Genomic DNA, 13,971 nt, shown 5'->3' with positions numbered 1-13,971 from the left:
TTCAGTTTTATTTTTGCACACAATTTGCACACTAAATGTTTTTAAAGTTACTTTTATCAAATAAAAAGAAGGCTTTTAAACCTTCTTTTAAACTTTAAAATATTATCCTCTCAAAAATCTATCAGCAAAGTAATTTACTTTAGAAATTAATCGTTCGCCTATTGTTCTACGTTCTCTAAACGATGGTTTTTCTTTAAGCGTTTCAACTAATTCATTGTTAGTTGGAAATCTTCCTGTAAACATATAGCTTTCTAAAGCTTCTTTTAATTTACTTTCATTTATATTTTCTTCTAATACAAGATAGTTAAACTCTTTTACCTTCTCTGTATTCGTAAAGTTTTCAAAAGCTTCTGTAACATCTTCTTTTGAGCTTATTACAGGCAATTGTTCAACTATAAACTTTTCTATTAAATCTCTTTTATTTCTTAAAACAGGGTCGTTATCAACCATTGATAAAATTTCTGACTGACGTTTTTTCTTGGTTTCTATTTCAATTTCTTCTTCTTCTAAGTTGGCTAACAAACGTAAAATATAATCTACGTTTACAATATCCTTATGAATCAACTCTAAATGAAAATCAACTTCGTTTAAAATTGAATCTTTATTAGGTGCGTTTTCTGCTTCACGTTTTAAATCTTGGTACTTAGAACTGTAGTTATTAAACGCTTGTTCATCTATAACTAAATCTGCAAAGTTAAAATCTGCATAAGTATCCATACGGTTTTTTAACCTCAATAATTCTCTAAACGCTTTTACAAATTGTAATTTTTGAGTTTCTGAATAAAAATCATCAACGCTTTGATAAGTTGGAGCAATTACTAAAAGTGTTGCTACTGCTTCATTAAATTGGTCAATATAATCTTCTAAAGGTGGTACAATAATAACTTCTTTAGCTTCTCTATTAGAAAACAATTCAATTGCATCATCAGTTGCTTTTTTAAGGTTTCTAAAAACAACAATTTGCCCGTAGGGTTTATTCTCTCCTTTTAATCGGTTTGTACGTGAATAAGCCTGAATTAAGCCATGATATTTTAAATTCTTATCAACATACAAGGTATTTAAGTTTGGCGAATCAAAACCCGTTAAAAACATATTTACAACAAATAAAATATCAATTTCTTTTTCTCTTACTCGTTTTGCTACGTTCTTGTAATAATCGTTAAACGATTTGCTGTCTTTTGTTGAATAGCTTGTACCAAACTCCTTATTGTATTCTTCTATGTATTTATCTAAAACATCTCTTGTATGAATATCAACTTTTGCATTGCTGAAGTCTAAATTTTCTTCAGGAATTTCTCCTGATTTATCTTCATTGGCATCTTCATTTGCTGTATAACTAAAGATGGTTGCAATTTTTAAATTATGTTTTCCTTCGTTTTTTAGCTTTCTGAATAAATCAAAATACTTAATTAATGTTTTGGTATTGCTAATGCAAAACATCGCTGTAAAGCCTTTGTTTTTTGCTTTACTTGCATGGTTGTTTATAATGTAATCGGCTATTTTCTCAATACGTTCATCACTTTCAAAAAGTTCTTTGGTATCAATAGCTTCTACTTCAATATCTAAATTGTTTTTAGATGTTTCTTTGTATTTATATCTTCCAACATATTCTATAGCAAACGGCAGTACATTATTATCATTGATTGCATCGGTAATAACGTAATCGTGCAAACGTTCGCCAAATAAATCGGTTGTTAATTTCTTAACTCCGTTTCTTGAATGTGCATTTTCAGTTAAAATTGGTGTTCCTGTAAAACCAAACATTTGATGATTTTTAAAGAACTGAACAATTCTTTTATGTGTTTCTCCGAATTGTGAACGGTGGCATTCATCAAAAATAAAAACCACTTTTTTATCCGCTAAATCGTTCATTACTTTCGTATGCTTTTCTTTGCTGATAGCGGTGTTTAATTTCTGAATGGTGGTTACAATTAGTTTAGTATTTACATCGGCAAATTGTTGTACTAATTTCCTAGTATTATCTGTAGAATCTACAGAACCAGGACTAAACTCGTTAAATTCTCTTGATGTTTGATAATCTAAATCGGTTCTATCTACACAAAAAACAACCTTATCTACCTTTGGTAGTTTAGATAAAATTTGACTTGCTTTAAATGAAGTCAGCGTTTTCCCTGAACCCGTTGTATGCCATATATAACCGTTGGTAGTGCTGTTTTTTACTTTATCAATTATCTTTTCTACCGCATAATATTGGTACGGACGTAAAACCATAATTTGTTTATTGCCTTCGTGTAAAACAATATAACGCGTTATCATTTTACTTACATGGCATTTATCTAAAAATGTATTGGTAAAATCTTCTAAATCAGAAATACGTTTGTTTTTCTCGTCTGTCCAATAGAACGTAAATTTAAAATCTTGGTCTTTGCTGTAGGTGTAATATTTTGTATTTGTTCCGTTACTTATCACATACAATTGCACATACTGAAACAACCCTAAACCAGCACCGTAACTATGTTTATGATACCTCAACACTTGGTTAAAGGCTTCTTTAATTTCTAAACCACGTTTTTTTAATTCGATTTGTACCAATGGCAAACCGTTGATTAAAATAGTAACATCGTAACGGTTTTCGTACTTGCCGTGCATGGTTACTTGGTGAGTTACTTGGTATTCGTTTTGACACCAATGCTCCATGTTTAAGAAATCGACGTAAACAGTTTCATTATCATCGTTTTTAAACGAAAACTTATCTCGTAAAACCTTTGCTTTATCAAACGGATTTAATGCTTTGGTTAAATGATTTAAGATTTGCTTAAATTCTGAATCTGAGTATGTAGTATGATTAAACTTTTCTAGTTGTTTTTTTAGGTTTACAACTAAATCATCTTCGTTAGTAATGGTTACACGCTCGTAACCATTGCTAACCAATTGTTGAATCATTTTATTTTCTAGTGCTTGTTCTGATTGGGTAGTCATAAGTTGTATTATTTACACAAACATTTGTTGCAACAATCCTTTTTTATAGGTTTCGGTTTTGGTTATTTGGTTTTCTACGGCTTCTATTTGTGTATCTATTGCTGATAAAAAGTTAGCGATTTTGGTTTGTTCTTCTATTGATGGTAATTTAAACACAAATCTTTCAAAAAGATTTTTCTTACTAATTCTGATTCTTCCACTTCCTGAAGATAAGCTAACAAATATTTCTTGTGATTTTTCCCATGAAAATAAACTTTTCAAAAAATAATTATTAAAATAAATATTTTCTCTAATCCAACAAACATCAACACTTGTTATATAATCTCCATTATATGGAAAAAGACAAGAATGTAATTTATAATTATTCAACATTCTATTTATCAATAAATCTCCTTTTTTAATAGGAGTACCTTTTATCTCATTAAATGTTTCTATCGTTATTTTTTTGTAATCTTTATCAATAAAATTACCTTTTCCAATATTCCCTAATTGAATAACATTAATATTTCCTTCTGAATCTATATCTTTAGCTAGAATCCAATCACCATCTCCATGAATTAGATTTTCGAAATCAAGTAATCTTTTCTCTTCCCAATCAGGGAAATCGTTTCCGTTATCGTCTTTAAAGCGGATTTGTTGAGCAAACAATTGTTGCATTGTTCCTTTTTTGTAAAGGTTTAGTTTTTCTTTCTTTTGGTTAAGAATATCCAACTGTTTATCTACTGCTCCTAAAAAATCAGCGATTTTGGTTTGTTCTTGTAGGGTTGGGTAAGATATTTTAATTTTTGAAAATTCTGTTTTATTAATTTGAGGTACAGTTTGTACTCCTGCCATCAATTTAATTTTAGAACTCTCTTTTAATAAAGTATAATAACTAAAATCTTCATTAAAATCATTTTTAAACTCTATCGAATTTATTTGTTGATTAGTTGAAAATTCCTTTTTTACTTGTGCTATTTTTCCAATTGTTGACCCAATACATACAAAAGCGATTGAGTTAGGTTTTAATTTTCTTGTTTTACTAAATCCTAAATCTGATAAAGTAGTTTTTGTATTATAAACAAATCTATTATCATCAATATCAGCAGGACTTAAAAATAAATTACTACCGTTATAGTACTCTTTTACAGAAGTTGAAGGTGTTGTACCTGTAATTACTAAACCAACATCATTAATTTTAAATAATTTCCAATCCTCTCTAAACTCAGGAAATCTCAATTTTGGTTGTAAATTTTCCATTGCTTAAAAAGGTGTTTTTATATTAAGTTGGTTACAAAAATCTATAATGGTTTGTTGGTTGGTTTGTAAATCTATATCCAACTGTTTTATATCTTCTGCAACTGCATTTATATCTATCGCTTCTTCTTCCTCAAACGTATCTACATAACGAGGTATGTTTAAGTTGTACTCGTTACTGCGTACCTCATCAAGCGTTGCTAAGTACGAAAACTTATCTACCGTTGTTCTGTTCTTGTATGTTTCTACAATAGCATTAATATGCTCGGGCAATAAAACGTTTTGGTTGCCTTGTTTTTCAAAACCTTTGCTTGCATCTATAAACAAAATATTTTCGCTGTCTTTTCGGCATTTTTTTAATACCAAAATACAAGTGGCTATACCTGTACCAAAAAAGATATTGGCTGGCAAACCAATTACGGCATCAATAGCGTTTAATTCTTCAATAAAATGTTTACGAATTTTTTCTTCTGTACTTCCTCTAAACAAAACACCATGCGGTAACACAGTTGCCATTGTTCCGTTTTCGGTTAAATGATGATACATATGTTGCACAAAGGCAAAATCTGCTTTTCCTTTTGGTGCTAATGCTCCGAACTGCGAAAAACGTTCGTCGTCCATAAACAACGGATTGGCACTCCAATTGGCAGAAAATGGTGGGTTGGCAACAATGGCTTCAAATTGTTGTTCTGCGTGCTGAGGTCGCTCTAATGTATCATCGTTTTTAATATCAAATTTTAAATACGATACATCGTGCAGAATCATGTTCATTCGAGCCAAGTTGTACGTTGTTCTGTTCATTTCTTGCCCGTAAAACTGCCCAACCTCATCTACTTGTTTTGCTACACGCAAAAGCAAAGAACCCGAACCACAGGTTGGGTCATAAACCGATTTTAGTTTGGTTTTATCGGCAGTTACAATTTTTGCTAAAATGGTAGAAACTTGTTGAGGTGTATAAAATTCGCCTGCTTTTTGTCCAGCACCTTCGGCAAATTTACCAATCAAATATTCGTACGCATCGCCTAAAACATCAGATTCTGTATTGGCTAAATCAAAATCAATTTCGTTTAAGGCATTCATTATTTTAGATATGGTTTGATTACGCTCTAACGGTGTTTTACCTATTTTTTGCGAGTTTAAATCAATATCATAAAATAAGTTATCAAAATCATCTTGCGATTCTGTTCCAAGTGTAGAACGTTCTATATTACGCAAAACCTTTTCTAAATCTTCTAAGATAAAAACATCAATGCTTTCTTCGTTGTCATCTTCTGCTTTTGCATTTCCTTTCTTAGCTAAAGACGAAAACAATTCAGAAGGTTTTAAGAAATAACCAACCTTTTCTACTAAAATTGCTTTTAGTTCTTCTAAATCAGCATCGCCTTGCGTTGTTCCTTCTTCTATATCAAAATAGGTAATTCCATCAGGTGCTAATACTTCGTTTACTTCTGTTAATATTTTTTCTGAAAGGTATTTGTAAAAAATAAATCCCAAGATATAATCTTGAAATTGATTCGCATTCATTTTACCACGTAGTATATTGGCAATATCCCAAAGTTTGCCTTCTAGGATTCGTTTTTGTTCTTCTGACATTGTTTAGTTTTTTAAAATGGAAAGATAAGTAAAAAGGGAACATTAGTCAAAAAAACTAAAACCATTAGATAAACTGTATTATAGCTAATAATTAAAAGCAATAAAAAACTCCTGATTATTACTTCAGGAGTTTTAAAATAAATTACAAACATTAGATACGGCTAAGTATAAATGGTTTTCAGGTAGTATTAAGGTACAAAAAAATAATGAATTAACCCAATAAACTAGCTAAAATAACATTTTTCAATTTCTTCATAAGGTATGCTTTCACCTTCTTGTATTTGTTCCATTAAACGCAAATACTTTTTTGTTGGTTTACCCGCATACGTTTTTTTAAAATGCTTTTTATTCAACTCGCTGTATAATTTATCTAATTTAAAATGCGTACTGAGTATTTTATTAATTTGCCTATTCTTTTTACTATAGGTTTGTATTTCATACATACAACCTTTAAACGCTTCACGCTGTATAAAATATCCATTTACTAAATACATTTTTCGGCATCGCTTATTTGTTCTTGGACAAAGAAAATACCAAACAAAGCCATTACCTAAATTTGAGGGTACGCAAACTAAATTGATTCTATAATTTTGAGGTTCATTTTTATAATTATAATTTAACTCAACATAAGGCTGTTCTTCTTTTGTGTTTACTGTTACTATTATAGCATCTCTTTTCTTTCCTTTGCTACTCCAAGTGAATATACCACTTTTTATTTGGTTAGGGTTGAGGTAATTCCATTCTTTGAGCTTAGTGATTTTTAGCTGTATAACCTCATCATATAATGTTGGAAATGTGTTTTTTTTAGGCATATTATTCTTTTTTTGAAACCTAAATGTTTAGAGAACTTTGGTTTTCTATCATTCGTAAACAATGTAATAGGTTTACAATTGATGTTACAATCATTTTTACTATAACATATTGTTATTTAGCACTTTATTTTTAGATTTACGGTAATGACAGTTAAATCTGTATCTTTATATTTATAAATTAAGTACATTGTTTTTTCAGTACATTATTTTTCTTCACACGATACATTATTATTTACTGTCATTACCGTAATAGTTACCTAAATCTGAGAGTTGTCATCGTTTTTAAGTGTCATTTTTATTGTAATTAAACTGTCCTAATTACATTTAACTCTTAAAAATCGGATTTATTAAACCACTTTCTTTTTGTTAGATTATATTCAAAGTTTAATTTTTTATACTTTACATAGGCATCAACGAATTTTTTGATATTTTTATGATGAAAATAACTTTCATTTCGCAATGGATTGTCATTTGACTTATATAAATTAAGAAAGTCTGTTGCATTAAAACCATCTGCTTTATTTGAAATTAAACTAAAAACACGTTCAAACTCTTCTGTAATAACATCATTAGAAAAGTATGCCCTGTAATTATCTTCTTCTTTATCATACTTCGGTGCGTCTAAACCAAATTCTAAATAATAACCAACACAAGCATACACAAAATTGTAAAAACGATTCCATTCATCAGAATCCCAATCTTCAAATAATCTACGATTAAAAACATCATTAGGTGTATTATCAAGATTAAAATAATCAGTTAATTTAAACTCTAAAAAACGTCTGTGAGTTGAAGTTGCTTCAGCATCATATCGAACTGCCCAATTTGTGGTTATTACAAATTTAGGAGCATCTTTAAAAGGAATTGTTATTGCTGTTTTTCCTTTACGTTCACAGGTAATATCTCCAATAATATTAGTATAAAGGTCATCATAATTAAAACCAGCCAATACATCATCAATAACATAGATTTTGTGTTCTTGTTCTAGGTCTGCAAACTTGTGTCTGTAACTACCATCAAACTCATTACCTCCTTTAATTTTGGTATTTCTAACATTCTGTAAAGCTTTAGTGATTAGAGTTTTTCCTCTTCCACCTTTTCGGCTAATATCATTAGCTCCCTCATCTGACAAAATGATTGCAGGGCTAAAACTTTGGTCTTTGTAGCTATGGCATAAATAACCAAACATTTTAAAGAATTGCATTCTTATTTTGTTTTCTGTTGCTGTAAGCGTTTCTTTAATTGGGTCTTTTGCAACTGAAACCATAGTAAGAAAACGTTCAAATTCACAAGGTTCAACATATTCTTTAAACTCAAAGTTTTTTTCTTGTGTTGGATGTTGTGCAAAAAATCCGTTTACTTCTTCATACTCCAAAATTTCCGTTTGTTCATTTCCTTTAGTGTATTTACAAAAACCATTTTTAAATGGTATTCCAAATTCATTTTGTAAATCAGTGTAATAAATAAGTTTTTTGGGTTTCATTAATAGAAAGCCCCCGTTAATGATGTTATTAATATCTCGTGTAATTTGATTTTGTACTGCCGTTGTATCATATTCGTTTATTTTTTCGGATAAATAAGAAACAGTATCTGTTTTATAATTAAAAGGTTTAACTACGTTATTAGAGTCTTTAAAAATGGTTATTTTATCAGTTTCTGCTTCTGTAATTCTTATAAAATTTTCTTGTTCAAAAAACTCTTTATAAAAAACGGGTTGAGTAATAACTCTATTATCTGCATCAATTTGGTAAAAGCTTTTCTTATTATTTATAACTGCTGGCGGTTTTACCTCTTTAGTATTAAATTTAACCGTTTCAAATTCTGTTTGAGTTATTTCTGTGGTTTCTAAAACAATTACTGCATCGTGAAGACGTACATATTTTACAATGTTATTAGCGTTTACAAATTCGTTGATATAGTTAGCTTCGTATTTAGTTAAATCTCGAAACATTTGCCCTTTATTATAAAAGCGTTTTTCTGTTATAACCTCATCAACTCGATTATCATAAACACATCTTAATTCATTGCGTACGCTTTCAATTGAAGTGCCTTCAATCTCATTATGAATATTTATTAGTTTATTAAACTTTCGTTTGTCTATTAAGCTGTAAACGTCTTCATTTCGGCTAATACCTAACTCTAAATCAATAAAAGTTGGATACGCTCTGTAAATGTCAAATTCTATTAATTTAAGTGATGGTGGTAACATTCCACGTAAAGGACGTGATAAAGATGTTATTGGATTGTATTCCCGATTTTCATCAATTTTAACGTTAAAAACTTCGTCCATTTTTTCGGGTTTATACAAACCTGTGAACTTTAGAAGTATAAACAAAACGTACTTTTCCCAATTGTTTTTTGAAAATGGTGTATAACTTGGGTTTTCATCTACCTTTTTATATAATTGATGTAATAATTCTAAATCGTGTTTAAAATACTTTTCATCTAGCTTCTTACCCTTTTTATAACTATTTAGATACTTGAAGTAATCGTTTTTCCCTAATGGATTTGAGCTTATAAATTTAAAATGCTCTATAAATACATTATCTAAAGGTGTACGTCGACCTTCACTTTTTTCAATAGCATCATTTATTGTAAAAACGTGCTTTTGACTGTTTAAGGCTTGTTTTATTCGTGAAGTAAAGTCTGTTTGCCATTCTGTTATAAAATCCGTATATTTACTCATATTCTCAGCTACAAGAATATTAGAGCTATTTGTGTTTTGTGTACTCATAGCTCTATTTTTTTTGAACTAAACTTTGTTCTAACTCAGACTTTTTAAAGTAGCGTTTGCCACCAATACCGTGTGAAGTGATTTTACCTTTCTTTTCGTATCTCCAAAGCGTGGCTGTTGTAATTTTTAAAAACTGCATTGCTTCAGTACGTGTCAAAAATTCTTCTTGTTCTGTTTCCTGACGTTGAGGTGCTTGATTAATTAATAGCTCTGCTGTTCTTTGAGCTATTCTTTCAATAAGTGTGTCCGTGTTTATAGGACTAAAAACTAAATCGTTCATTGACTTATAATATTGAGTTAATTAATAAACCCTCGTCAGGGCTTCATTTTCAATTGAATACCCCAAATTTATAGCGAACGACTTGGTACTTAAACTGGTACTGGTACTATTACAGTACTATTGTTTCAAACTCATTTAGAAACCATTCTTTTGGTTCTTTACCTATTGATTTTAAATGTGTTAATACTTTTTTAATTATTTCGGGATTATTACGTAAATTTTTATTTTGATTTGAAACTGTGTAGTTTGCAATCGTACATTTTAGATAAACTTCATTAAGCATATATTTATCAGCTAATTTTCGAAAGCTTAAATCTGTATTAAGTAAAATATTACCTTCTTTAATAATTAAATCTTCATCAAGTTCTCCCAAAGCTAATTTTAAACCAATCTTAAAAAGATATCCTTCCTTCTTTGTAGGTTTTTTCTCAATGGTATTAGATTGATTGTTTTCTTTTATTGTTTGTACTTGTGTTTCTAAATATATTTTCAAATAATTATCTAAGTACATTTTAGCTTTTGCATAATTATCTTCAAATTCTTTTTTGTTGAAGTTATTATTTAAGAATCCATTTAAATGTGAATTTATATTTTCTTTGTCGTTTATAATTGTTTCAATGATTTTTGTTCTTATTGGCTCGTAATTTAGATTTTGTATTTCTGAAATTAGACCTTCGCCAAACTCTTTTGCTTGTTGTAACAAACTATCTGTTGAAATATCAAAGTCTTTCATTTCTTTGAAACTATTAAGTATATTTTCAATATTTCTAAACTGTTGATAAATATTGGTTTCTACAATAATATGAGTATAGCATTTTTTCGGTTCTTTTCCTTCTCCTATTAGGTTATAAAATTTTCTTGACTCATCATTTAATTCTTTTTCTGAAGGAACTTTTTCAATGTTGCTTTGAATTCCTTTTAATTTTAGTATAGTAGCGTTTACATTTTCTTCTCCAAATTGTCCTATCCAGTATTTCGAGACATCTGGTTTTAATGCTGTATTTGAAAATTCATTTTGAAAAGCCTGCATAAATTCATTATCATCTTCGAAACTTCTGAATAAATTAATGAAAGTATTACCTAATTGCTGAATTTTTCTATATTCAGTATTAAATTCTTCTTCAATGCTTTTAGGTGTAAAATTGAAATCATTATTTTTTTCTTTCATAACTGACTATTAGTTAATTAAACAATGCTTTTAAAATAGTTACTTGTTTCTTTTGCTAAATCTTTGTTTGATTTTCCGATATATGCCAAGAACATTGCTTCTGAAGAATGCCCTGTGGTGTAAATTAAATAGGTTGTTGGTATTTTTCCGTAAAAATTAGTAGCAAAAGAACGTCTTCCAATATGAGAGGTTATAAGTTCATATTTAGGAAATTCTCCTGATACTTTTCTATATTGTTTACTCTTTGGTGCTGTTTCAACTTTTTTACTTCCACTTACAATTTGTGTAATTCCAGCACGTTGGCAAACTTCTTTTATATATAAGTTGTAATTCACATCTGATATTTTTCTTGGAAAATCTCCGTTTCTCTTTTCTAGTATTTCAATAACTTTTGGGTGTATTGGTACTGTCATAGGTTTTTTAGTTTTAACTTGAGTGAACTCTAAAAACATTTCATTATTTTCAATGCGAATCATATCTTTTTTAAATCTCATAAAATCAGATACTCTTTGCCCTATATAACAACTAATTATTAACCAATCTCGTGCATTATCTAAATACTCAGGTAAATTATTAGTTTCTTTTATTTGTTCTATCTCTTCAAAAGTTAAGTAAATAGGAATTACCTTTTCTCTATCTATTCGTAAACCTTCCATTTGTGGGTGTGTTTCTAATCCTACAAAAGAAGCGTGTCTGCAAAATGTTTTTATAAATACTAATTCTCTTTGTATAGTGTTTTGAGAATAACCATGTTTTTTTTGATACGCTACAAATTCTTGTTTGAACTTATCGTTTACATCTTTTATTAAAATTGTTTTTTTACGTTCTTTCTGAAAACGAATCAATTTGTTTTTAACAACATTGTTCTTTTTGCGTAATGATTCCGAAATTTCGTGTTTACGATAATCTAAATAATAATCAATATAGCTGATTAAGTCAGTTGGAATTTTAGCCTGTTCTTCTTCTTCCTTAGTTTTAGGAGGGTTGTAATAAATATCAATTTGGTATTCTAACCATTTTTTATTTACTACTTTTAAAACCTCATCGCTTGGTACTAAATCAAAAGCCGTTAATATATGAGTTCTGATATTTTCAATTTCTTCATTTATAGCAAACTGCTTGTTTTTTATTTCTTTTACTTCATTTTGTTTGTCAATATCTCTGTAGTTAGGAAAATCAGTTTTAGTATGTAAATTTTTCCAATAAACTTTTTCAACAATAATTTTAGAACGACAATAAAAAGAGTAAGGATTTTTACTTCCATCAATACGAAATGATAAACGAACTTCTAAAGGTGCTTTTTCTTTTGTAGAACGATAAGAGAATGTTACAGCAGACATTATTAAATATTTTTGAATGTATAAACTCAAATTTAATAAATTTGCACACAACTTGCACACAAAAATTAAATCAGTTAAAATAAAATGTAACTTTAAAAAATATTTATATTTGTAATGTACTGATTAATAACAGTATTATGTTTTAATTAGTTTTAAATAATTTCAAACAATTTCATTAGCAATACTCTCGGCGACTCCACAGAAACAAAAGCCTAACTATTGATAATTAAATAGTTAGGCTTTTTTATTTGTATAAATTGTAGGGATTTCCATCAAGTAAACTGAAGAGTCTACTTTGAATTTGTGCTTCTATGCAAGGCTGTATTGCATTCGCTTAGCTGAAATAGGGAAAAAAATAAACCTGTAAACGAAAGTCTACAGGTTTATACTACTTATTTTAATTTTTGTTTGCTATTTCATCAGCCACATCACCCCATTAATATCATCTCCAAGGGTAAACTGTCTTTCAATTGCTTGAGACAGGTTGTCATTATTGCTAATTACTTCCGAGTTTGGGTACATCCATCTCTGTGGTATTTTACCTTGATTCAATACTCCACCTCCATCTACGTTAAACGTGGGAAAACCAGTACGTCTATGATCATAAAACGTATTCCATCCTGTATTCATAAAAGAAGCAATATGTTTCTGCGTTAGGATGAGCTCCAAGTCATTCTTCCCATCCAAAGCAACTCCTTTACTGCCTAAATAATCTGCTGGTAATTCTGCCTTAAAAAAGGCAAATGAACTCTCAATTCCCTGTTTGTAATACATCGATGGATCCGTTGGTAACCACCCGCGTTGTGCAGCTTCAGCTAAGATAAAATTCAATTCAAAATAACTGATTAAACTACTCGGCTCATTGATTGGATTGTTATAGTATCTCTCATTAATTCTAGAAGCCTCTCCTGCTACTGCCTTTTTCACATTGTCACTCAATACACCACTTCCTTTTAGACCTCCATAATTCTCGAAATTAGTTATATCATTATCTTGTCTTTTATTTTTTAAAGCAGCAAATTTAAACAAACGCGAATCTTTGAGTTCCTGTAGTTTACTAACAAAAGACTCTTCTAAATAGTAAGCCGTTTGCATTGAATTACTATTAAAAGTTGGATATTGATTCGCCTTACTGTCTACAAAGTGTAGAAAGGCTGAGTCTTGATTGTTTTCAAAAATAGGATACTGCTCTGGGTTATTTACAATCTTCTGGAAGTGTTCTACTACTTTAAGATCGCTATCGCCGGTTTTATTAGATAAGTTAATCAATACTCTTAAAGCATAAGTATTCACTAATTTTCTCCATTTTAAGCGATCGCCTTTGTATAGTATATCCCCTTTAATTGGATCATTATTTTCAGCTAACAATTCATTTGCACGCTCCAAATCCTTGAGTATTTGTACAAAGATCTCTTTTTGTGTATCGTACTTTGGTTTTGTAATTCCTTGTTCCACTTTGAGTGCTTCAGCATATGGAACATCGCCAAAAACCAAGGTAGTCTGAAAAATAAAATGAGAATTAAAGAATAAGGCTAGAATAGAATAAACTTCTTGTTCATACTTTGCAGCTTCTTCTTGCATTTTTTGTACTTGTTTCAGCTTGTAATAATTGTCAAAATCCGCACGTTGCCAATTGTAATACTGGCTATTGCTCACGCCATCTGTATTTGTTAGTTGTCTACTTGCTAATGCGTTGTCAGTAGATATATTCTGGGCAGCATCAATAATAATCGTAGTTAACAACAGATCAGGTGTAACACTTTGTACTCTGTTTGGGTCGTCTTGTAGGTTATCTATTTTTTCGCAACTCACAACTACTGTGGCTAAACTAAGAATCCCTATCAGTGGTAAAAAAAATCTTTTCATTA

9 protein-coding genes are annotated in these 13,971 nt (G+C 29.7%); all 9 read right to left on the bottom strand.

Going from position 1 to position 13,971, the window contains the following annotated elements; genetic code table 11:
* Positions 1 to 102 precede the first annotated feature (102 nt).
* The 9 genes from HX062_RS07210 to HX062_RS07170 all read right to left on the bottom strand — a co-directional run bounded on the left by HX062_RS07210 (position 103) and on the right by HX062_RS07170 (position 13,969).
* The gene (locus HX062_RS07210) at positions 103 to 2,940 is read right to left on the bottom strand and encodes a type I restriction endonuclease subunit R (protein WP_286466954.1); all 2,838 of its coding nucleotides are present in this window, start codon (positions 2,938 to 2,940) and stop codon (positions 103 to 105) included.
* 12 nt (positions 2,941 to 2,952) lie between these two features.
* Positions 2,953 to 4,179, bottom strand: coding sequence for a restriction endonuclease subunit S (locus HX062_RS07205; RefSeq protein WP_286466953.1), 1,227 nt, complete (start codon positions 4,177 to 4,179; stop codon positions 2,953 to 2,955).
* 3 nt (positions 4,180 to 4,182) lie between these two features.
* The gene (locus tag HX062_RS07200) at positions 4,183 to 5,769 is read right to left on the bottom strand and encodes a type I restriction-modification system subunit M (RefSeq protein ID WP_286466952.1); all 1,587 of its coding nucleotides are present in this window, start codon (positions 5,767 to 5,769) and stop codon (positions 4,183 to 4,185) included.
* Between the two features lie 224 nt (positions 5,770 to 5,993).
* Entirely contained in the window at positions 5,994 to 6,581 is a 588-nt protein-coding gene (locus HX062_RS07195; RefSeq protein WP_286466949.1) for a hypothetical protein, read from the bottom strand.
* A 331-nt stretch (positions 6,582 to 6,912) separates the two neighbouring features.
* Positions 6,913 to 9,315, bottom strand: a complete 2,403-nt coding sequence (locus HX062_RS07190) for a primase-helicase family protein (RefSeq protein ID WP_286466946.1) — start codon at positions 9,313 to 9,315, stop codon at positions 6,913 to 6,915.
* A 4-nt stretch (positions 9,316 to 9,319) separates the two neighbouring features.
* Positions 9,320 to 9,595 (bottom strand): helix-turn-helix domain-containing protein, encoded by a 276-nt coding sequence (locus HX062_RS07185; RefSeq protein ID WP_286466945.1) that lies wholly within the window; start codon positions 9,593 to 9,595, stop codon positions 9,320 to 9,322.
* 109 nt (positions 9,596 to 9,704) lie between these two features.
* Positions 9,705 to 10,763 carry a hypothetical protein gene (locus tag HX062_RS07180; RefSeq protein ID WP_286466943.1) on the bottom strand — a complete coding sequence of 353 codons (1,059 nt, stop codon included), beginning with the start codon at positions 10,761 to 10,763 and terminating at the stop codon, positions 9,705 to 9,707.
* Positions 10,764 to 10,780: 17 nt separating this feature from the next.
* The gene (locus HX062_RS07175; protein WP_286466942.1) at positions 10,781 to 12,103 is read right to left on the bottom strand and encodes a tyrosine-type recombinase/integrase; all 1,323 of its coding nucleotides are present in this window, start codon (positions 12,101 to 12,103) and stop codon (positions 10,781 to 10,783) included.
* A 411-nt stretch (positions 12,104 to 12,514) separates the two neighbouring features.
* On the bottom strand, positions 12,515 to 13,969 hold the full coding sequence (locus HX062_RS07170; protein ID WP_286466941.1) for a SusD/RagB family nutrient-binding outer membrane lipoprotein: 1,455 nt from the start codon (positions 13,967 to 13,969) through the stop codon (positions 12,515 to 12,517).
* Positions 13,970 to 13,971: the final 2 nt, after the last annotated feature.

Source organism: Myroides sp. DF42-4-2, from assembly GCF_030326445.1.
Lineage (GTDB): Bacteria > Bacteroidota > Bacteroidia > Flavobacteriales > Flavobacteriaceae > Flavobacterium.
The sequence above is the reverse complement of the archived record's forward strand: the minus strand, read 5'-3'. Positions and strand labels throughout refer to the sequence as shown.

Excerpts from the sequence above, each read along its gene's own strand:
- HX062_RS07205 (WP_286466953.1), bottom strand. The coding sequence starts at position 4,179 with ATGGAAAATTTACAACCAAAATTGAGATTTCCTGAGTTTAGAGAGGAT.
- HX062_RS07210 (WP_286466954.1), bottom strand. The coding sequence starts at position 2,940 with ATGACTACCCAATCAGAACAAGCACTAGAAAATAAAATGATTCAACAA.
- HX062_RS07175 (WP_286466942.1), bottom strand. The coding sequence starts at position 12,103 with ATGTCTGCTGTAACATTCTCTTATCGTTCTACAAAAGAAAAAGCACCT.
- HX062_RS07190 (WP_286466946.1), bottom strand. The coding sequence starts at position 9,315 with ATGAGTACACAAAACACAAATAGCTCTAATATTCTTGTAGCTGAGAAT.
- HX062_RS07200 (WP_286466952.1), bottom strand. The coding sequence starts at position 5,769 with ATGTCAGAAGAACAAAAACGAATCCTAGAAGGCAAACTTTGGGATATT.
- HX062_RS07170 (WP_286466941.1), bottom strand. The coding sequence starts at position 13,969 with ATGAAAAGATTTTTTTTACCACTGATAGGGATTCTTAGTTTAGCCACA.
- HX062_RS07195 (WP_286466949.1), bottom strand. The coding sequence starts at position 6,581 with ATGCCTAAAAAAAACACATTTCCAACATTATATGATGAGGTTATACAG.
- HX062_RS07180 (WP_286466943.1), bottom strand. The coding sequence starts at position 10,763 with ATGAAAGAAAAAAATAATGATTTCAATTTTACACCTAAAAGCATTGAA.
- HX062_RS07185 (WP_286466945.1), bottom strand. The coding sequence starts at position 9,595 with ATGAACGATTTAGTTTTTAGTCCTATAAACACGGACACACTTATTGAA.